Annotated in this window: 23 protein-coding genes and 2 pseudogenes; 9 read left to right on the forward strand and 16 right to left on the reverse strand. The window is 44.8% G+C overall.

All coding sequences use genetic code 11. The annotated features are described in order from the left end of the window. From xseA to Q0R35_RS09945, 3 genes are all read right to left on the reverse strand, one after another. A partial coding sequence (gene xseA / locus Q0R35_RS09935; protein WP_295616986.1) for an exodeoxyribonuclease VII large subunit occupies positions 1–1,113 on the reverse strand: 1,113 nt, incomplete at its 3' end. A gap of 105 nt (positions 1,114–1,218) precedes the next feature. Further along, complete coding sequence (locus tag Q0R35_RS09940) at positions 1,219–1,536, reverse strand: addiction module antidote protein (RefSeq protein WP_295616989.1); 318 nt, start codon at positions 1,534–1,536, stop codon at positions 1,219–1,221. Between the two features lie 152 nt (positions 1,537–1,688). Next, positions 1,689–1,835 (reverse strand): hypothetical protein, encoded by a 147-nt coding sequence (locus Q0R35_RS09945; RefSeq protein ID WP_295616991.1) that lies wholly within the window; start codon positions 1,833–1,835, stop codon positions 1,689–1,691. Positions 1,836–1,892: 57 nt separating this feature from the next. Between Q0R35_RS09945 and Q0R35_RS09950 the strand changes: the two genes are divergently transcribed. Continuing rightward, on the forward strand, positions 1,893–2,870 hold the full coding sequence (locus tag Q0R35_RS09950) for an aldo/keto reductase (protein WP_295616994.1): 978 nt from the start codon (positions 1,893–1,895) through the stop codon (positions 2,868–2,870). 190 nt (positions 2,871–3,060) lie between these two features. On the opposite strand, the gene Q0R35_RS09955 is transcribed toward Q0R35_RS09950, so the two are convergent. The 6 genes from Q0R35_RS09955 to cysS form a co-directional block, all read right to left on the reverse strand. Then, the gene (locus Q0R35_RS09955; protein WP_295616997.1) at positions 3,061–3,669 is read right to left on the reverse strand and encodes a Uma2 family endonuclease; all 609 of its coding nucleotides are present in this window, start codon (positions 3,667–3,669) and stop codon (positions 3,061–3,063) included. Positions 3,670–3,708: 39 nt separating this feature from the next. After that, on the reverse strand, positions 3,709–4,317 hold the full coding sequence (locus Q0R35_RS09960) for a hypothetical protein (RefSeq protein ID WP_295617000.1): 609 nt from the start codon (positions 4,315–4,317) through the stop codon (positions 3,709–3,711). Between the two features lie 44 nt (positions 4,318–4,361). After that, positions 4,362–4,499, reverse strand: coding sequence for a hypothetical protein (locus Q0R35_RS09965; protein WP_295617003.1), 138 nt, complete (start codon positions 4,497–4,499; stop codon positions 4,362–4,364). After that, positions 4,492–4,770, reverse strand: a complete 279-nt coding sequence (locus Q0R35_RS09970) for a hypothetical protein (protein WP_295617005.1) — start codon at positions 4,768–4,770, stop codon at positions 4,492–4,494. Before Q0R35_RS09970 ends, Q0R35_RS09965 begins: the two co-directional genes overlap by 8 nt. A 99-nt stretch (positions 4,771–4,869) precedes the next feature. After that, a complete protein-coding gene (locus Q0R35_RS09975; RefSeq protein WP_295617009.1) occupies positions 4,870–5,322 on the reverse strand; it encodes a hypothetical protein in 453 nt (150 codons plus the stop codon). A gap of 20 nt (positions 5,323–5,342) precedes the next feature. Next, positions 5,343–6,830, reverse strand: a complete 1,488-nt coding sequence (cysS, locus tag Q0R35_RS09980; protein ID WP_295617011.1) for a cysteine--tRNA ligase — start codon at positions 6,828–6,830, stop codon at positions 5,343–5,345. A 283-nt stretch (positions 6,831–7,113) separates the two neighbouring features. On the opposite strand from cysS, the pseudogene Q0R35_RS09985 reads away from it, so the two are divergent. Next, positions 7,114–8,245: pseudogene (locus Q0R35_RS09985) on the forward strand (GTP-binding protein). Positions 8,246–8,331: 86 nt separating this feature from the next. On the opposite strand, the gene Q0R35_RS09990 reads toward Q0R35_RS09985, so the two are convergent. Beyond that, on the reverse strand, positions 8,332–9,486 hold the full coding sequence (locus Q0R35_RS09990) for a bifunctional sterol desaturase/short chain dehydrogenase (protein ID WP_295617014.1): 1,155 nt from the start codon (positions 9,484–9,486) through the stop codon (positions 8,332–8,334). Between the two features lie 270 nt (positions 9,487–9,756). Here Q0R35_RS09990 and dapF point away from each other — a divergent pair, with 270 nt between their 5' ends. Both dapF and Q0R35_RS10000 read left to right on the forward strand, forming a co-directional pair. Continuing rightward, positions 9,757–10,602, forward strand: coding sequence for a diaminopimelate epimerase (dapF, locus tag Q0R35_RS09995; protein WP_295617017.1), 846 nt, complete (start codon positions 9,757–9,759; stop codon positions 10,600–10,602). Between the two features lie 12 nt (positions 10,603–10,614). After that, positions 10,615–11,379 carry an ATP-binding cassette domain-containing protein gene (locus Q0R35_RS10000; RefSeq protein ID WP_295617020.1) on the forward strand — a complete coding sequence of 255 codons (765 nt, stop codon included), beginning with the start codon at positions 10,615–10,617 and terminating at the stop codon, positions 11,377–11,379. A 12-nt stretch (positions 11,380–11,391) separates the two neighbouring features. Here Q0R35_RS10000 and Q0R35_RS10005 read toward each other — a convergent pair whose 3' ends face one another. Beyond that, on the reverse strand, positions 11,392–11,706 hold the full coding sequence (locus Q0R35_RS10005; RefSeq protein ID WP_295617023.1) for a metalloregulator ArsR/SmtB family transcription factor: 315 nt from the start codon (positions 11,704–11,706) through the stop codon (positions 11,392–11,394). Between the two features lie 182 nt (positions 11,707–11,888). Here Q0R35_RS10005 and Q0R35_RS10010 point away from each other — a divergent pair, with 182 nt between their 5' ends. After that, positions 11,889–12,965: an alkene reductase gene (locus Q0R35_RS10010; protein WP_295617026.1), complete on the forward strand. Its 1,077-nt coding sequence runs from the start codon at positions 11,889–11,891 to the stop codon at positions 12,963–12,965. 459 nt (positions 12,966–13,424) lie between these two features. Further along, complete coding sequence (locus Q0R35_RS10015) at positions 13,425–13,895, forward strand: hypothetical protein (protein WP_295617029.1); 471 nt, start codon at positions 13,425–13,427, stop codon at positions 13,893–13,895. A 100-nt stretch (positions 13,896–13,995) separates the two neighbouring features. Here the strand turns inward: Q0R35_RS10015 and Q0R35_RS10020 are convergent, their stop codons facing one another. Then, positions 13,996–15,369, reverse strand: coding sequence for a hypothetical protein (locus Q0R35_RS10020; protein WP_295617032.1), 1,374 nt, complete (start codon positions 15,367–15,369; stop codon positions 13,996–13,998). Between the two features lie 90 nt (positions 15,370–15,459). Further along, on the reverse strand, positions 15,460–16,662 hold the full coding sequence (locus Q0R35_RS10025) for a DUF2252 family protein (protein ID WP_295617034.1): 1,203 nt from the start codon (positions 16,660–16,662) through the stop codon (positions 15,460–15,462). A gap of 222 nt (positions 16,663–16,884) precedes the next feature. On the opposite strand from Q0R35_RS10025, the gene coaE reads away from it, so the two are divergent. Beyond that, positions 16,885–17,472 carry a dephospho-CoA kinase gene (coaE, locus tag Q0R35_RS10030; protein ID WP_295617037.1) on the forward strand — a complete coding sequence of 196 codons (588 nt, stop codon included), beginning with the start codon at positions 16,885–16,887 and terminating at the stop codon, positions 17,470–17,472. An 86-nt stretch (positions 17,473–17,558) separates the two neighbouring features. Here the strand turns inward: coaE and Q0R35_RS10035 are convergent, their stop codons facing one another. Beyond that, positions 17,559–17,894, reverse strand: a complete 336-nt coding sequence (locus Q0R35_RS10035; protein ID WP_295617040.1) for a 30S ribosomal protein PSRP-3 — start codon at positions 17,892–17,894, stop codon at positions 17,559–17,561. A gap of 264 nt (positions 17,895–18,158) precedes the next feature. Here Q0R35_RS10035 and Q0R35_RS10040 point away from each other — a divergent pair, with 264 nt between their 5' ends. Next, positions 18,159–18,935: a TIGR01548 family HAD-type hydrolase gene (locus Q0R35_RS10040; protein WP_295617043.1), complete on the forward strand. Its 777-nt coding sequence runs from the start codon at positions 18,159–18,161 to the stop codon at positions 18,933–18,935. 232 nt (positions 18,936–19,167) lie between these two features. Further along, complete coding sequence (locus tag Q0R35_RS10045; protein WP_295617046.1) at positions 19,168–19,704, forward strand: hypothetical protein; 537 nt, start codon at positions 19,168–19,170, stop codon at positions 19,702–19,704. A gap of 12 nt (positions 19,705–19,716) precedes the next feature. Here Q0R35_RS10045 and Q0R35_RS10050 read toward each other — a convergent pair whose 3' ends face one another. Beyond that, complete coding sequence (locus tag Q0R35_RS10050; RefSeq protein ID WP_295617049.1) at positions 19,717–19,944, reverse strand: type II toxin-antitoxin system ParD family antitoxin; 228 nt, start codon at positions 19,942–19,944, stop codon at positions 19,717–19,719. A 41-nt stretch (positions 19,945–19,985) separates the two neighbouring features. Continuing rightward, positions 19,986–20,463: pseudogene (locus tag Q0R35_RS10055) on the reverse strand (NAD-dependent aldehyde dehydrogenase); the annotation flags it as partial.

A 20,463-nucleotide genomic window follows, 5' to 3' on the forward strand; every position in this document is an offset into this window, starting at 1 on the left:
TAAGGCATAGCCGCGCTGCAAAACCAATCGCGGATCGAGGGTTTGGCACCGCTCTCGCAGGTGTGAGTGCTGTTGGGACACAGTTTGCAATTTTGCCGCGATCGCCCGCTGGAGACGCTGCTGGAGTCCGTGGAGCCGATCTATCTCTAGTGCTAACTGGCGATCGGGCTTGATGCGTTCGCACCGCAGCCGCAAGCGATCTAATTGCGACTGACGCTCGATCGCGACCCGCTGCATCGCCGCTTGCAAGCGATCGATCCTGGTAAAATGTGCGTCGATGCGATCCTGGAGTGCGGGCACCACCAGCATCGCCGCCGCTGTCGGCGTAGTGGCACTCGCATCAGCAACCAAATCTGCCAACGATTCATCGCGATCGTGTCCGATGCCCGTCACCACTGGCACCGGACATTCGGCAATGGCACGGACGACAATTTCACTATTAAAACAGCTCAAATCTTCGCTGGCACCGCCACCTCTAGCCAAAATAACCACCTCCGCCCGACCGTCGATCGCTACCCGCGAGATTGCCCGTTCGATCGAATTGGGCGCATTTTCCCCCTGCACTGTCGCTGGCGAAAATAATACCAAGACCCCCGGATCGCGTGCGAGTAGCGATCGGGCGATATCGCCCCATGCCGCCGCCGTTGGCGAAGTGACTACCGCGATCGTCTGGGGATAAGCTGGTAAGGCGCGTTTGCGCTCTCGATCGAATAAACCTTCAGCAGCGAGTCGTTGCTTGAGCCGTTGCAACCGCAAAGCCTGTAACCCCTCGCCCAAGGGTAAAACTTGCTGCGCCTGAAACTGATATTTGCCATGCGGCGCGTAGACAGCAATCTTACCAAATACGAGTACTTCCGTGCCCACTTGCGGCTTTGTCTCTAGTTCGGGAATTTGACTTTTCCACACCACCGCTGGTAGAGCTGCTTTACCCACTTTATCCTTGAGCGTAAAGTAGATGCCCGAAGGGTGATGGGTGGCACTAGATACTTCACCACTCACCCATACCTGTCGCAATTGCGGAGTCGATAGCAATGCTTGTTCGATATAGCGAGTCAAGCCATCGATGGAAATCGGATCGAGTGGATACAGATCGGTAGATGCATAATTCAACATTGTCAAGCTGGAGCCGACTAGACTTATCAAATTAGTCTAACTCAAGCTCGTGGGGGCAGGGCACAATCTATGCTTCATACCCCAATTCAACAACGCCGATGATGCTTACATTGAGACAGATTGAGGTTCGGGAAGTTTCTGCGGAAGCAAACAATAGCCCATCGCCTTCATCATAGATGTGACATTACCCAAACGTGGATTGCCATCATCAGATAAAGCTTTCTGTATCCCCTGTCTGCTCATCCCGATTTGTGCTGCCATATCGCTAACCCCACGCACACGAGCAATGACACGCAATGATGCAAGTAATACTCCAGTGTCATTATCTTCGGCAAAATCTTGAAAAATTTCGGTCAGATAATCGTCGATTTCTTCAGGATGAGCGCGAAAATATGCTTCTGTAACTTCATCAAGGGTTCTCATTTTTCGCATTGGTAATGACTTGTTTAGGCTCTACAATCCGCGTCAAAGTCCGAACGTTCCCTAGATTTGTATTATAGCCAACCATAGTTGGCAGTTGTGCAAAAGTCAAGACAATAGACCGCTTAATTAAATCCAGGAAATAACCTAAGCTCTTAGTGTAAATTGCCAAGACAAGCACTAGCCAGATGATTAAGATAGAGATATGCCCCGATCGCAATTTGGGAGCTAGTGAATCTCATCAGATTAGCCTCAAACCATTGTCCGCCACAATCCAATGGTTGAGAGCTAGCGATCGTCACTGGGGCACAACTAATTTAATTACCTGCAAATTTGAGTTCCTTTAAGGAGAATTGAGCATGAAATATCGCCGCTTGGGACATTCTGGCTTACAAATCAGTGAACTGTCGCTGGGATCTTGGATTACCTACAGCAATCAGGTAGACAAGAATGTGGCGATCGACACCCTTGCCGCTGCCAGAGATGCGGGTGTCAACTTCTTTGATAACGCTGAAGTCTATGCTGGCGGTAAATCTGAAACCCTGATGGGCGATGCACTCCAGCATTTAGGCTGGGAACGCGAATCTTACATTGTCTCCACTAAGTTTTATTGGGGAATTGCCGAAGGGCCAAATCGCAAGAATACACTCAATCGGAAGTACCTCCACCACGCGATCGATGCTTCCCTCCAACGTTTACAATTGGACTACGTAGATTTAGTATTCTGCCACCGTCCCGATCCCAATACCCCGATCGAAGAGACAGTATGGGCGATGCACGATATGATTCAACAGGGCAAAGCACTCTACTGGGGCACCTCAGAATGGTCGGCAGCCGAGATCCGCAGCGCGTGGCAAATTGCCGATCGACACCATCTGCACAAGCCAGTGATGGAGCAGCCCCAGTACAATCTATTTCACCGCGATCGAGTCGAAACCGAATATGCCAGTCTCTACGACGAGCAGGGATTGGGTTTGACTACTTGGAGTCCGCTTGCGTCTGGTGTCCTCACGGGTAAATATGCCAATGGTGTGCCAGCAGGGAGTCGATCGACCTTACCAGGCTACTCGTGGCTACAACAAACAGTTACCAATAGCGACTGGATTGCCGCTACCGAACGCCTCCGCCCGATTAGCGCGCAGTTAGGCTGTACGCTCTCGCAATTGGCGATCGCCTGGTGTGCTAGCAATCCTCGTGTGAGTACGGTCATTACTGGAGCCAGTTCTAAGGAGCAAGTTATCGAAAATATGGGCGCGATCGCAATTATTCCTAAAATCGACGCAGAATTGAAGCAAAAAATTGAATCCGCTGTGGGCAAGGTTCGATCGGCTGCTTAGTAACCCACATTCCGCACTTCAATTTTTACGACACATCCTAGTCACGAAGACTCGACAGTTTAGCGATACTACCGATCGTAACTCGTCGATCGCAGCAACGTAAAATCAGGCTTTTTTCATGCTACTTTTCCGAAGTGCGGAATGTGGGTAGTAAGATCGAGAACTGATTCTGCTATCTAGATAGATAACTCTACTGACGAGGGAGGATGTCATCTAGCCGAAGCTGAAGTTCGGGGAAGGTAGGAGATAAGATCGATTCTCCCAACCGAAATTGTTGTTGGTTATATGTCTCGCCCACAAGTTGACAAACTGTGAAAGTTGGTTGTTTTGGTTTGCCGATAAAAGCAATACCGCCGATTCCTAAGTAGTCTACAATCCAATATTCTGGAATACCCAATAGGGCGTATTCTTCTATCTTCCGAGCATAGTCATCTTGCCAATTAGTGCTAACAACTTCAACAACTAGTTGAATCGTATTTCCATTGCAAATTATCGGTTCTTTTCGCCACAGTGGTTCTCTAGCAAGTTTAGCTTCATCTAGTACGATCGCATCAGGGCGCAACGCAGTAGCCGCCATTGCTGGTGGTTTAATAAGACAATTTTTAGGCACGATCCAGTTACGGCGAGAACGCAGAATTTCGACAAAAATGTAGCCGATTATCTTTCCGGTTACGGCTTCATGAGGGCCAGTTGGTTCCATATCGCGTAACTCTCCATCAATTAGCTCATAGCGAGGATTGTCACCATATTGGACGATAAATTCGTCAAAGGTGAGAACTTTAGCGGTTGTATATGTCATAGAGTATTCATCCCTACTTTTCTTTGCTTAATTGGCACATTAATTATTATTTCGATTACTCACCATCCAGTAGATAATACCGAGGATGCGTTCGACGGGAGTAACTTGATATTCATTAGTATCGATAGTTACGTCTTTGCCTTCTAGTTTAAGGAACTGCCATAACTTACCACTAGTCACACAGCCATAAACAACAGGAATCACTTTATCTTTAGTTTGATTAAAAATCTGTGCGGCGAACATTTCGGCGATACACTGCCCTAAGCCAACATCTAACTCCCCTTTTTTTGCTTCCACTAACATGAGAATGGGAGCTTGAATTATATAAGAGGTTGTCGATCTACTAAATAGAAAATCACAAAAACCATTCAAACCTCGATCTTTATCTACATTGAATTCCTCTCCCGAAAATAAGTGAATTCGATCGCCAACCAGTCGCTGCACTTCAATTAAAATCGGACTGACTAATAATTCTGACTTAGCTTTTTCAGATCTAGCTCTTTGTGCTAAAGGTAGAGATTGCTCAAAAATAGTCAAAAATGCAGGCTGCGCGGTTGCTGGTGGCAGAGAATCACAAAAAGTTGACTCAAGTAAATTTATTTCAAATTGGTCTATTACATCTTGCAAAGAAAAGTTATTGTAAGCCATAATATTGAGTGTTTGTCTAGGTCATAAAGTATTTATCTCTATTACTATCTACTTTGAAGATCGATCTCGATTAATGAGTTTGCTCTAAGTTGTTCCAAACATCGAATGATTTTTTCAGCCAGGGCTTTATCTGCTTTGGCGTAAATCTCTTGAGCATCGGGCTGGAGATTAACTTCATACATCAGAGCGAATTTCTCTCCAGTTTTTGCTATGAGCTTTAGGGATCGATTTACTTTGCTTCACTCGTTCTAACAATCCTGGAATTGCTAAGAGTTCTTGTGTTGCAGCTTCGCTTTCTATATCTACTAGATAAGCTGCAAAATCAGCCAGGACATGCAATCGTTCTGGTGATAATCGATCGAGCGATTCACTAAGCTGGCGTTGTAATTCTGTTACGGATGTTTCGATCGACAAATCTATATCCTCTAGCGGTGAACTATTTATAGTGTTCATTTTTGTTTTTCAACCTGAAACATATTCTATTTAACATCCTTAAAATTCATCAAAATCTTATGTTGTGGGCAGTGCCCACCCTACTTTTCTTTCTTTTCTTTATAATCGCTCCTTATCTCTATTTGCCAAGAACTTATTTGTTCTTTTTAGAATTAAGAAAGCATCTTTTGAAATTAACTCATGCACAAGTTTATCTATTGACAGTGCATAGGGTGTTGATTGACGCTCTTCGTCTGAAGCTTCACAATACTCTTTATAGGCTCTATCATCAAATCCGCCTGAATCTCTAAGAGTAGCAAACCCTTTATACGCCCACTCACCAGGATCGAGTCTTGATTCTTGGATTTCTTCACTATCAGAAGACTCCCAGGGATACCAGCTCAAGTAACGGGTTAGGCTCTTAGAAAACTGTTGCTCTGAATTCAAGCATAACAGAGAATCATAAATAGAGAATCCATAAAATACTTCTTCTTGATGGCTAGCAGCAAATTCTTGAATCGCGGCGATCGAGAATTGCAGCATTTTATCGTAGTCAAAGTTATTTGAAGACATATTTTACTACTTTCGATCGATTACCCCCGATACCAAGTGCTAGGAACGCCAGCTTTATCGATGACTACGATCTTTTCTTCGGTTAATTGAGCGCGGATGCGATCGCTTGTTGCAAAATCTTTATTTGCTCTGGCAATTTGACGTTCGGTGAGTAATGATTCAATTTCTGCGTCGCTCAAACCACTTACCTGTACTTTCAATTCATCGGGATTAACTTCCAAACCTAACACTCCTGCTAATTCTATTAATGTTTGCCATTTGTCTTTGAGCAGCATCGGATCTGCTGTTTGTTCGCTGTCGTGGGTGATAATATTACCCACTTTTCGCAATTCTTTGGCGAGTTCAAATACTACCACTAAACCTTCGGCAAAGTTGAAATCGTCGTCTGCGGCGGTGCGAAATCTGTCTACTTCTGCGATGGTGGCTGGAGTATCTGCACGAATCGGATCGAGGTTATCCCAGCCTAATTTTTCGCCAAATTCATAGCCGAATAACATGCCATCCTTAATTGTCTGCCAACTTTGCCCAGCGGCGGTAATCGAGGCATCGCTAAAATCCATCGGTTTGCGATATTGAGCCGTCAGTACGAACAATCGCACCGTCATCGGATCGATGGGTTGGTGATTGCCATCGCGATAATCGTCGAGTAATTTGCGGATCGTGATAAAGTTGCCCAATGATTTGGACATTTTTTCACCGCTGAGTTTGACCATCCCATTGTGCATCCAATAGGTGGATAGTGGCCTGCGATCGTGAGCGCATTCAGATTGTGCGATTTCATTCTCGTGATGGGGGAAAACTAAATCGCCGCCGCCGCAATGGATATCGATGGTGTCGCCTAACTGCTTTTGGATCATCGCAGAGCATTCTATATGCCAGCCTGGTCGTCCATTTCCCCACGGAGACTCCCAGGAGGGTTCGCCCGGTTTTGCTGCCTTCCAGAGGGCAAAATCGAAGGGATCTTCTTTCTTGATTTGGTCGGGATCTGCGGCTTCGACGCGTTCGCCAGCACCCGCACGGAGATCTTCGAGGTTGCGCTTGGAGAGTTTGCCGTATTCGTCAAATCTTCGCACGCGGAAGTAAACATCGCCGTCTACTGCATAGGCGAAGCCTTTGGTTTCGAGATCGGCGATTAGATCTTGAATTTCTTGGATGTGTTTGGTAGCCAGAGGATAGCTATCGGCATCGCGGACGTTGAGACGGTGGAGATCTTCAAAATAGGCGGCGGTGTACTTTTCAGCGACTGCTTGCATCGAACTCTGTTCGACATCGGCGCGTTTGAGGATCTTGTCGTCGATATCGGTAAAATTTTGGACGTATTCAACTGCATAGCCGCGCCATTGCAAGTAGCGGCGCACGGTATCCCACACAATATACGATCGAGCGTGACCGAGATGGCAGTAGTCGTATACAGTCACCCCGCAGCAGTACATTTTCACCCGGTTGGGTGTTAAGGTTTGGAACGGCTCTTTGGTTCTGGTGAGGGTGTTGTATATGGTTAGGCTCATGGGAGATGGGAGATGGGAGTTATTCGGAGGGAGGGAATTAGACTCTTTCAAATACAGGTTAAAATAGTCAATGGCTGGCGATTCTCGTTCTCGAAGAGGCTCGCGGGAACGAACTACTCTAAGTTTGCCATCGATCGAGTGCCAATGATTAAAATTACCGCTAGACTTACAAAGTCCATGTAAACAGACGAGCTAATTTAGTCTTTCCGAGCAGCGGTTTGTAACCGCATCGGTCATAAATAACTAGCAACTAAAAGTATTTATTATCCTACCCGATATTTTTATGACATCAACAACGATCGTCCCAACTCTCGAAATCATCGACGTAGACCAGAAATTAGTACCTGTAACGATTATTACGGGTTTTCTCGGTAGTGGGAAGACTACTCTCCTCAATCATATCCTGCAAAATCAGCAGGGGATTAAAACTGCCGTACTGGTGAATGAGTTTGGCGAAATCGGCATCGATAACGATCTGATTGTCGCGACGGGCGAGGATATGGTGGAATTAAATAATGGTTGTATTTGCTGTACGATCAATGAAGATTTGGTAAATGCGGTACATAAAGTATTAGCTCGATCGGAACAAATCGATTATTTAGTTGTCGAAACTACTGGTTTAGCCGATCCTTTACCCGTCGCACTCACATTTTTAGGTACGGAGTTGCGCGATGTGACTCGACTAGATTCGATTATTACTTTGGTCGATGCCGAGAATTTTAGTCTCGATTTATTTAATAGCGAAGCCGCTCAAAGTCAGATTACTTATGGCGATATTATTTTGTTAAATAAGATCGATCTACGATGAAGCCGATGTAGATCTATTAGAAGTTCGGATTCGCGATATGAAAGAAGGCGCGAGAATCATTCGGACTAAAAAATCGCAAGTGTCGTTACCAATGATTCTTAGCGTGGGTTTATTTGAGTCTGATAAATATCTAGAGGCTCCCGCTAAACACGATGAACACGAACATCACGACCATGCCCATGCACATGCAGAGCATGAAGACCATAGTAATTGCGACCACGACCATAATAAGTGCGACCACGACCATTCACACGACCATCACGACCATTCTCACCACTTAGAAAATGATGGTTTTACTTCATTATCTTTTGTAAGCGATCGACCTTTCTTGCTTCGCAAATTTCAGCATTTCTTAGACAATCAATTGACTGTAAATATCTTCCGCGCTAAAGGATTTTTATGGTTCGATGAAAGCGATAAGTGTCATGTGTTCCACCTCTGTGGCAAACGGTTCTCGATCGATGATGACCAGTGGAAAAGTCAGCCTCAGACTAAGTTTGTCATTATCGGACAAGATCTCGATCGTGACAAGATTCTCAAACAATTAGAAAATTGCTTGACCACCAGTAAGGTAAGTGCTGGTAAAGGCTTTGGCAAAAGAACTTAGTAGTAATAGATATACTTCTAAATCGTAAAGCTGGGTGGAAATTGTCCACCCAGCTTGTTTATATCCAACATCGAAACGAATCGATCTTAATTTTTAGTAAAAAGCCGAAAATAGAGAGATTGAAAAAACTCTTTAATCGGAAAAAGTAGATAGGTAAGTGGATTGATGGTAACAATAATATTCCTGAAATCTCGTTTTGCTAAAAAGATAATCGCGCCAGCTACCCATTCGGCAGACATCACACCAGAGGGGTTTAACTGGCTCTTGAATGGGCCTAAAACTAGTTTCCGAATAATGCAGGGTGCATCTAGTCTTCGGAGCGTTACTAGGTCGCCCAGCGTGCGTTTAGACAATTCATACAAGGGACTAAAAGCCGGATTTACTTCAGCTTCAGACGTATTAACCCAAAGTTCTTTGGTTGCCCGATCGCTCGATTTAGTAACGGTACTCAGAAATAATTCGGCGAGTCTGAGTGCGGAAAATGTATTGACTTCAAATGAGTCGTAAGTAGCTGCAACAGACCGATCGCCATAGACATTAATACCATGATTTACAACCAAAATATCTACCGATCGCAGGCTAGTTAATAACTCTGCTTCCAATCCCAATTGCCAACCTAATACTGTTACCTCTGGTGCAAATTCGGCGGCGGGATTAGTAGTAATTGCCGTAACTTTGGCACCTTGTTTAATTAATTCGGTAATTAGCGCGCTCCCTAAAGCACCCGAAGCCCCAGTCACTGCTACTACTTTTCCTTTTAAAGCTAAACTGGTACCGATTAGCCGATCGACAGATGTAAAATGTCCGGCATAATAAGCATTAGTTTCATCAAAATGATGTCGCCAATGATAAGTGCGATTGACGCGCCATAACGCCGGAATCCCCTCTAAATCTCCAGGCTTATGACTGAGATCTGTTGCTAATAATTTCCCTTGCGATCGTAAAAATGCGGGAATCAAAAATGCACAAGAATAAATACAACCCATCCACATTCCCGGATTCTGAGTCACTACCGCCATTACCGCTGTCAAGCCTACCATACACAGGGCTTCGGGGACATCATTATACAATTGCGACTTTTGGTAAATCTCCATATTAGCAATGGAAAAATCTCGCCGATAGGCTTTGTGATGCAGCAGATGGAACTGCTTAATTGGTTGCCAGTAATGTCCGGCGATATGATATATGTCGCGCACCACTTCAGCGATGAGGATGGAGATTAGCCCTAGAATAAATTGCATTTGGTCGATCGGATTAAATAGCCGTTGTCACTGTTTTGGGGGTTGCCTAACTTACTTTATAACATCTGCGGAGGGAGATGGGAGACGGGTAACGGGGGACGGGGGACGGGGGGACGAGGGGACGAGGGTGATTATTAATCCAAAATCTAAAATATCCTAAGATCTCATTGGTGCTGCAAGTGCCTTGCGGGTATTGGATGGCGGTTTCGATCGCCTTAAATCTTCTGTTACAATTAAGTATTCTTGAGCCTTCCCCCATCCTCTTAACCTATGTCAATCGCATTTAGCAAATATCAAGGCTTAGGCAACGATTTCATCCTAATCGATAATCGTCATAGCGATACCCCAGCAATCGAGCCAGATGAGGCAATTATGTGGTGCGATCGACATTTTGGCATCGGTGGGGATGGGGTGATTTTTGTACTCCCAGGCACGGCAGATACCGACTACACCATGCGGATTTTTAATTCCGATGGTTCCGAACCAGAAATGTGCGGCAATGGCATTCGCTGTATGGCAAAATTTATCGCTGCATTAGAAGGCAAAATCGATGAAGCTGTAACTTATAAAATTCACACGCTAGCAGGTATTATTACCCCCGAAATTTTCCCAGAAGGGCAAGTGCGGGTAGATATGGGCGAACCCCGTTTGCTTGCGGCTGAAATTCCGACTACTTTAGCTACGCCAAAAGATAAAGTAGTCGATCGATCGATCGAAGTCGATGGCAAATCTTGGACGGTTACTTGTGTGAGTATGGGCAACCCGCACTGTATGACTTTTGTGGAAGATGCTAATGCAATTCCGCTGGCAACTATCGGGCCAAAATTTGAGTGTCACCCCGTTTTTACCCAAAAAACTAATACCGAATTCGTGCAAGTTATCCGCCCCGATTATTTAAGAATGCGCGTCTGGGAACGCGGCGCGGGAATTACTCTCGCCTGCGGTACGGGTGCCTGTGCGACGGTGGTGGCAGGAGTTTTGACAGGTAAATCCGATCGCAATTGTACGGTAGAATTACCCGGCGGCTGCCTGTATATTGAATGGTCGATCGAAGATAATCGCGTTTACATGACTGGGCCTGCTGAGTTAGTATTTACAGGATCGGTAGCACAATAATAATAGACTAATTTGGTAGTCCAATTACTAACAACTAGCTTGCTACTCCAACTCGAATCGATCGATTATACACCACCCAATTTTACCCGTCCGTTGCTGACCGATATTTCCTTGAGCCTAGCTGCGGGGGAATCGATTACCTTAACAGGCATTACAGGCGCGGGCAAAAGTACGCTCTTCCGGCTGATAAATCGTCTCAGCGAACCGACAAATGGGCAGATACTACTAAATGGTGAAAACTATCGATCGATTCCGCCAACGACCTTACGACAGCGAGTAATGCTAGTCGCTCAGGAACCAAAACTATTGGGAATGAAAGTCCGCGATGCGCTAGCTTATCCCTTACAATTGCAATCGTTAGATCCTGAAGAAATTAAACAACGGATCGTGACAATTACCGATCGATTAGAGATTCCCAGCGATTGGTTCGATCTGACAGAATTACAACTTTCTACCGGACAAAAACAAATTGTCTCGATCGCTAGAGGCATGATTACTCAACCGCAAGTTTTACTACTCGACGAACCGATCGCTAATTTAGATCTTACCACCGCCGAACGAATATTAAAGACAATCGACGAGATTACTCGATCGCAACAAATCGGCACGATCGTCATCAACCATCAATTAGAACTAGCCGCCAAATTTAGCGATCGATTACTCTATTTACAAGATGGAAAATTATTACTCGATACACTAAGTACCTCAGTCAATTGGCAAGATCTCCAGCAACAGCTTCGATCGGCAGAAGATCGCTCTGTATCCGTATGGGAGTAGTAACTCTCAATTTTATGTCGCAGCCACAAGGGAATCGCGCAACACCACCGCCAATAATCCTGGATATAACCTGTCGAGATCTTCCACGCGGAGGATATTAATATGCTGAGTACCTTCCTTGCGCGTGAACACTAGCCCCGATTCTCGCAAGATTTTGAAATGATGGGACATGGTAGATTTAGCAACAGCACAGTCTAAATCAGAACATGTTAATTCCCCTGTTGCTGCAAGTTGTCGGACGATCTGTAACCTGACGGGATCTCCCAGTGCATAGAATACGCCGACTAGAGAAATATCTTCAGCTTGCGGATGATAGAAAGGACGCATGATGTAGAAATCGGTTGACAGTTAAGTTCCCACGATCGCCGGGACTTAAACTTACCACAATAATTAAAGAGCTACTTGCATTATGCCATGTAAGTTGATATAGTTTAATAGTTCGAGATAATCGAACTACCGAAATTGCTACAGCAGACTAACCTCACTCTTCATTACCACTTAGTTAGCTTATGACATTTACCCATCTATTCACACCGCTACAAGTTGGGGCATTAACTATCCCCAATCGGATTTTAATGGCACCATTAACTCGCTGTCGGGCAGATAAAGACCACGTACCGACAGCACTAATGGCAGAGCATTACAGCCAACGAGCCAGTGCGGGATTAATTATTGCCGAGGCGACGGCGGCGATGGCTGGTTGCTCTGCTTTTGGAGATGAACCAGGAATTTATAACGATGCTCAAGTCGCTGGCTGGAAACAAGTCACCGATGCAGTTCACGCCAAAGGCGGTCAGATCTTGCTCCAGATTTGGCATGGTGGTAGAGCTTGCCATCCATTGCTCAATGGTGGTGCCGTTCCCGTCGCGCCTAGTGCCATCGCAATTACTAACGACGAATTCCATACTCCCAATGGTAAGGTACCCTACGCCGTTCCTCGCGCCCTTACAGATGCAGAAATACCCGCGATAATCGCTGGTTTTAAAGCAGCAGCGGTAAATGCTAAAGCAGCCGGATTCGATGGCGTAGAAGTCCATGCCGCGAATGGTTATTTATTAGATGAATTTTTGCGGGATGGTGCTAACCAGCGGAGTGGAGCCTATGGTGGTGCTGTCGAAAATCGCGCCCGGTTGCTGTTAGAAGTGTTAGATGCCACGATTTCTGTTTGGGGTAGCAATCGGGTAGGTGTCAGAATTTCACCGCTCAATAGCTTCAATAGTATGGTCGATAGCAATCCGGTGGGTACTTTTAGTTGGTTGGCTAATCGGCTCAACGACGATCGTCTTGCCTATCTCCACGTCATGCGCGCAGATTTCTTTGGAGTACAACAGGGTGATGTCATGACGGCGATCCGATCGATCTATCAGGGCGTTATGATTGGCAATATGGGCTATGGTGCCGAGGAAGCAGATGAAGCGATTTCCAGTGGTAAGCTCGATGCAGTAGCTTTCGGTACCTCTTTCCTCGCCAATCCCGATCTCCCCACCCGGTTTGCTAAAAATGCCCAGCTTAATGCCCCAGATGCTTCTAAGTTCTATTCTGCGGGGGCTGAAGGATATACCGATTATCCCTACCTAGCAGCTTAAATAACCGCAGTTGGTATCTAGTACTCAACAGAGGTAAAAGTTAGGGGAGGGACAATTTATAAATTGCCCCTCCTCTGACTTGTGAAGTAGGTCGAAAGCCAATTTATTTCGATCGACAGATGCTCGATCGAGATATTTATTGTCACCAGATTAACATTAACTAAAAACTTACCGATCGATTCCCTTCCAGTCGGCTGTTTTAGCTAAATAAATTATCGGATATTGGAGCTATTCGATCGGTTTTAATACTTTGAGTTACCAGCAGCTATTATAGAGCGTCTTCGATACTTTAGTCACACTTCAAACTATTAAGATCTCTAACTATAGATGGATATCAGCTCCAAATTGGCTCGATACAATAGCAGTATAGAGATTCGATCCAACTCCAACAATAAAAGTTGCAGTTGCTTCCGCATGAAATTAACCACCCTTGCTCCATCTATAGCCGGAAAATTCCAGATGAAAAGATATATTATTGCATTAGCTACTATTTTATCCTCCATGACAGCAATGGGGCTGAGTACCCCAGCTAGCGCGCAATTAGTCCGCCAGCAAAGTTCCATTGGGCCATCGGTTTTATTCGGTAACGGACAAACATCAATCGGTATTGATTCTAAATTTGGGATTAGCGATAATCTCTCCCTACGTCCATTCGTTTATTTTCCTAGTAATGGAACTGATTTTGGTACAGCCCTTACCTACGATCTACCACTAGCCAACACCGATTCCACCCTACGAATTACCCCATTTGTGGGTGGTTCTGTAGATGTTAATACTGGTAGTAATAGTGTGACTACTTTTAGTTTAGTTGGTGGCGCAGATCTAGATCTGAGCGATAGTCTACGATTGAAAGCATCACTAATCGTACCTTTAAGTACCGATCGCGGTCAAACTACTGGTATCGCCGTCGGTGCTGGCTTTCGATTCTAGCTGTTGGATTGAGATTGAACCTTTCGATTATAAAGGTTCAATCTAGCAGGTACTATTAGGTTTTACTCAATTTTTAGTAATTGCGATCGAAGACCTTTATTTACTGTAACTTCTGGCTGCTATTCCCCGAATTACGATTGCTGATTTTGGTCGTATTTGCCGATCGCTTGACGAGAATATATGCTTTGGTATATTCGGGTAATTTGCTCGTATATGCCGCGAAATCTGCCTTGGTATCGAATACTCCTGCCAAAAAATCTAACTGATGCAAATTGGGTAGAAATGCCCCACCCGTATCGGCGATAATTCCCATCCGTAATTGCGGCTTACCATCGATCGCATTCTCTGTGACTACGATTCTACCCAAGCCGATGTTTAAGACATCGCCTGCAAAAGTTACGCCCGGTTTGAGCGATATTTTGGTTTCGATCGTTTGCCCGTATCCTTTAATTGCAGTCACGGGTTTAAAATACCAGTATCGCTTTTGTTCTGTCGGTTCTAGACCTTTAATATAGGGAATATTATTATTGCGATCGACGTTAAAAAATGCGGACTTGCCATCTGTAAATTTAATTAAAACAGTCCCTTCCATTAATGCCGATTCTAAACCTTCGCGATCGAGATAAGCCAGTGGTTCTACCGCACCAAATTCTTGACCTTCAGGTTCGTAGATATTTTTTAAAACATCTTGTTTGGTATATTTGACCCTAAGTGCATCGGCATCGACACCTGGTTTGAGTGCGTATAATCCGGCGGTAAATTCTTTAGTCGGTTTGCGAGATCCGGGGTGAGTGAATACAGCATATTTAGTCATTCTTACTCGTTTCTTGTCCAATGCTGTCGGATCGAAAGCCGTCCATTGAATCGCTCTAAAATTAGCATTTAAAAACTTAGGATCTTGCAGCCGGATCGGTTTCTTAGCCTTGATATCCTGCTGGAGTGTTAACACCATAAAATCTAGTGTCTTGAGAATATCTGGAACTGTTACTCCCTGAGTCCCTAAAATTCCCTCGCGCTGAAGATCTGGGTCGTTATCTAAGCGATTTTTAAAGTATTTACGCGTACTTTTTAAGACGACTAATAAATCTGCGGCATTAAATTTTACCTGACTATTTGGCAGACTCGATGTTTTTAAAATATCGCGACTCTGCACCATAAATTGCGGCTGTTTTAACTCGTCGATTACTTGATAATCGCCAACCTGTGCGGGAAGTGGTGCTACTCCTGGAGTTTGGAGGGGGCTGACATTCGGAATCGCAGTTGGCAATTTTGTTGCTGGAGCGGGGCTAATTGCGCCTGGAGCGATCGAACCACCTGGTGCAGGGGTAACAGTCGGTGCGGGGGAAATTGCAGGTGTAGGGGCGATAATGGGCGAAGGTGAAACTGTAGGTATCGATGATGTCGGGATGGTGGTAGTACAAGCCGATAGCGAGATCGTGCCAATCCCAATTAACAATCTTCTAAAATAGTTCACGATCGAATTAGGGGTTAAGAATAAGATGCGGTGCTGCGATCGATATTCTCACATCTTGTACCCATCTACAGACATTCGATTTAATTTTAGTTATCGATCGACACTAGCCTGACAAAAATATTCAAAATCTAACCTTACTTGCCGAGCATAATTAACAGCATAGTCTAGTACCTGCTGTTGCCAATCTAAATTATGCCCAAAATCGATGAGAGCTTGTGCCGATGCTGCACCCAATTTACCGCTACCATGCAGATGTGCAAAGGCAGTAATTTCTGCCATCATATCGATGAGTTTTTCAAATCGTTCGAGACTAATTCGATCTGGATCGATCTCGATTTTATCTTGTGTAGGCTGAAGTTCTCTTAATAAATAACTATAATCTTCAACCTCGATTGCTGCGAGTAACGCGGGTGGTGATGATTGGACTAATTTTTGAACGCTCATTACTCGCGTTGCCGGATTTTCCCATTCAGGTTGTTGGCAAATAGCGTAAGGTTGCAAAGCGGAATTTGGCTGTTGCTTGAAATCGAGTAAATAATTCTTATCGGGCGAACCTTTTCCTGTTACTAAAATAATGTATCGATCGAGTCCCAAACTGCCAGTACCTGCAACTCGAAACCCGATATCTAATACCTCGAAAAATTCTGGCTTTGCTTGCGTTTGCGCCCAATTTTCGATTGCCGCTTTGACTCGATTCAATCGATCTAAGCTCGTTTCTAAAATCTTGTCATTATCGAATTTTAATTGCCGTCGTGCCTTATTTAGGATAGTCCGCTCGGCTAATAAATCGCTACGTTTGCGGCGACGTACATCGGCTAAGAGATTGGCAACTATACCGCGTGCATTCGCTTCGACGATTGCGCTAATATTTCCAGCACTCAAAGTGTTAGTATAACTGGTAAGATATATTTGTGACAATTTTTCACCATCAGCTCGTGTCGATAGTTTATCGACAGCCAACAAGATACTAGTTACTAAGCGAACGACATCCCAAGCACAAGGAGCCAAGATACTTTCATCAAAATCATTAATCCCAAAATAAATTTGGCGATCTTCGCCTTTATAAGCTCCAAAATTTTCTAAATGTAAGTCCCCACAAATCCATACGGGTGGGGCTAAATTCAAACTCGATTCTTTCGGCAAATCTCGATAGAATAGATGGCAACTACCTCTGAAAAACGCCAAAGCATTTTTCCGCATCTTACTATATTTTCGATCTAAAAGGTCGGGACGACGACCGCGATCGAATGCTTGAATCAATTCCCAGATATCTCGATTTTGTCGATCTGTCAAACTATTACCCCCACAACTTATCGCCAAGTTAGCTTTTAAAAACCATCTCTACATCCACGACCATCGATATCGATCGGATTTTCTCAAAACCAGTCAGTAACAAGTGGCTATCCACTATCCACTATCCACTATCCACACTTCTCCTGGCTCCAGATGCTACGCTACGGCTGTCGTATCGCCCAGGGCGAGGCTACGCCAACAGTGCAAGCTATCCACTAATCTATGCGTCTCATCGGAATTACTGGCGGCATCGGTACGGGCAAAAGTACCGTCACCAACTACTTACAATCGCGCTATAACTTACCAATTTGGGATGCGGATATTTATGCTCGATCGGCTGTAGCTATCGGTTCGCCAATTTTACAAGCGATCGGTCAACGATATGGGATCGCTATCTTACAATCTGATGGCGCACTCGATCGCACTCGGTTGGGCGAAATCATCTTCGGGAATATCCACGAGCGGCAGTGGCTAGAAGCTCAAATTCATCCCTACGTGCGAAACTGCTTCGAGATTGAAATTAGCCGCCTTGAGGCTGATGCTACCGCCGTTCTAGCGATTCCATTACTATTTGAGGCAAACATGACCGATCTGGTGACTGAGATTTGGGTAGTTAGTTGCGATCGTTCCGTTCAACTACACCGAATTATGACCCGCGATCGTATTGATGCATCCGCCGCCAATATCCGCATCGATAGTCAAATGTCGCTAGTCGATAAAGCGGCCCTAGCAGATGTTAATCTAGATAACTCCACAAATATAGCAGATCTAGAACGACAGATCGATATTTACTTAAAAATTAACCACTAATTTGCCAGTTCGACGATCGAGATCGATTCCGATGGGCGCGCCTGCGGATTGGGGTATCGAGTTTACCCCAATCCCCAACATCAAATCTAATTACTGCCAGTAAAAATAACTTCAGGAAACTTGAGTTGAGCTTCAGGTAACGGACGACCTTTACCTTCTTCTTGCCAATAGTTAATTACTTCAGTAGCCTGATTGAGAATGCCCACACGATCGATTTCCGCAATCCAGTGCTTGGCTTCTAACTCGGCTTTGAGCTGTTCCCACGCATCATTGCGCGGCCAAAAAAAGTAAGCAGTCAGAGGACTCAACCCTTTACCCACTACTTGGTCTACTGCTAATGCGACGTTCTCATCCAACCAGAGAACTTTTAAGATAAATTTGGATGCGTTTACTGGTAAGGTTTCGGTAATGGTTTCGGTCATATTTGCTTAGTACTTTGGCACACAATCCACAATTATACCATCTGTTTGCTATTTCAGATCGGTACATTTTAGACGATCGGTAATTCTCAGTTTAAAACGATCGCGCGATTCGATCGCTTCGATCTTGGCGATAAGTTTGACGACATCATGCGGATTGCAGCAGTTTTATTTTTAAAAACCAGATCGGTCCCGGTCTCAATTTCGATCGCGAGCAGGGCTGGAATATGGTAAATTTTGAATTAAGTTAGTGGCAAGGTTTTAAAGATGAGCGCGATCGTCGTATTTGATATCGATGGAGTAATTCGAGACGTAGGCAATTCCTATCGTCGTGCCTTGGCAGATACCGTGGCAGAATTTACCAGTGGCTCCTTTCGCCCAAGTCCGATCGACATCGATAAGCTCAAAGGTGAAGGCATTTGGAATAACGATTGGGAAGGATCGCAGGAGCTGATTTATCGCTATTTTGAAAGTCAGGGACAACCGCGATCTGAGTTGAAACTAGATTACGAACGCATTGTCGCTTATTTTCAGACCAAATATCGCGGTACCGATCCAGTTAATTGGAATGGCTATATCTGCGACGAACCGCTCTTAGCCAGCCGCGAATACTTTAACTCATTAACCGCAGCAGGCATCCCCTGGGGCTTTTTTAGCGGTGCGACGCAAGGTTCTGCTAGTTATATCCTCCACCGCCGACTCGGTTTAAATGCACCCATTTTAGTGGCAATGGAAGATGCACCGGGCAAACCAGATCCCACCGGACTATTCATGGTAGTAGCACAGCTATCCGCCAGCCAGAAACCTGCCGAAAATCGGTCGATCGTTTATGTGGGCGATACCGTCGCCGATATGCACACGATCGTTAATGCTAGCAGCAAACAGCCCGATCGACACTTCATCGGCGTGGGCGTATTACCACCCCACATCCTCTCTGAAGCCTCCCAAATTGATGACTACCGCGATAGCCTACTCCGAGCTGGTGCGACGATCGTTATTAATAATGTTACCGAATTGACCCCAGAAAAGATCGACTTGCTCTAACCTATATCTGGGATAAATTTTAAAAATTCGGGTAGAGATTCCACCAGACGAAATACTCCGCGCGATTCGGAATATTGTCGAATTACCTGAGCTGATTGTTAATGGCAGAATTCAAGATTGTGCTTTAGGATTTGGATCGTATTCTACTAGCGATCGATATGATGATTTCAAACACGAATTAATCCAGCGCGGAAAATTAGCAACCAGAACCGAAACTAAAATTCAGCCTCAATTGACAGAGCTAGATGAGAAATCGTGGCTGAGTGAAATATTTCAATCGCTTAATGTTGCTAAATTAGCTAACTTTTCAATTCCCAAACGCATCTATCTAAACTTATCCGATCGCATTTTAGGTTTCGATCGCCAGCGCATTGGTAATATTATCGATACGCGAGGACTAGATCTCGCCACCAAAGATCGCCGAGATTTAGCTGAATATATTCGAGAAAGCGACGAATCGATTTGTATATTCACCGAAAGATTTCCATCTGCTCCTGCAAATGTAATTCAGATTATATCGATCGATCTCGGTGTCGAAATCGAAACTATTTTAAGCGATCGAGTACTAGCACCGAGAGATTATGATGAATCGATCTTTTGGCAACAAGCGATCGATCGCTGGGGACAAGGTTCGGGATATAAAGTAGATGTATTATCTCTCTACATTCAGCAGGTAGGTGGCATCGATCGCTTATTTGTTGACTTAATTCAAACTGCCTGGAACGAGCGCATCATTCAGCCGATTTTAGCATTTCTAGGCGATCGATAAAACATAATACTCTCAATCTAATTCTTCCAGCAAACCAGAGAGAGAGTACTCAGCCAGTCCACTATTTTTACCCTCTTGCAATGCTTTTTGCAAAGCTGCCAATTTCACTTCACGTTCTTCTAATAACCGGAGTCCCGCACGAATGGCTTCACTAGCTGAAGAAAACCGCCCCTTATCGATTTGACTGGCGATAAAGGTTTCAAAATGTTCCCCTAGTGTCAAGCTGGTGTTTTTTTGCATACAGTTTCTTACAGATCGTATACCAAAATCGGATCGGATGCTTAACCCCGTAAAGCCGCCATTACCAACCCTGGGAGATTTTGCCAGGTGGGATAAGCTTCAAACTTGAGTAACTTCCGCGCCATCCCCAGCAGATTTTTGTGATTGGCAAACCAGGGGGGAGTGGGAAAAATCCGAAATGGTGCGTAGACGACGGATTTTTGGGGTCGAGCGAATAGATAACTATTATGGACGAAACCAATCCCCGAACCGATATCGGCGAGGGTGTTTTTTGGATAAGCACCCCAAGTCGTCGAGCCGAAATAAAATAACATTGCCGACCAAATATTGACCCCGATCGCACCATACTGAAGATTAGCGATCGCCGTATCGAATTCTGAGTGGTATTTTTGCTGAGTTTTAGGATCGATTAACACGGTACAAGAAAGCGTCCCCCAGATGCTCTCGTTGACAAATTCCACCGCTTTAGTGAGAAAATCGGGTGCGGATTCGGACTCGATGGCGACTTCGGCTAAGATG

Origin of the sequence: Chamaesiphon sp. GL140_3_metabinner_50 (genome assembly GCF_025361915.1) — a bacterium.
In the GTDB taxonomy this organism is placed as follows: domain Bacteria; phylum Cyanobacteriota; class Cyanobacteriia; order Cyanobacteriales; family Chamaesiphonaceae; genus Chamaesiphon.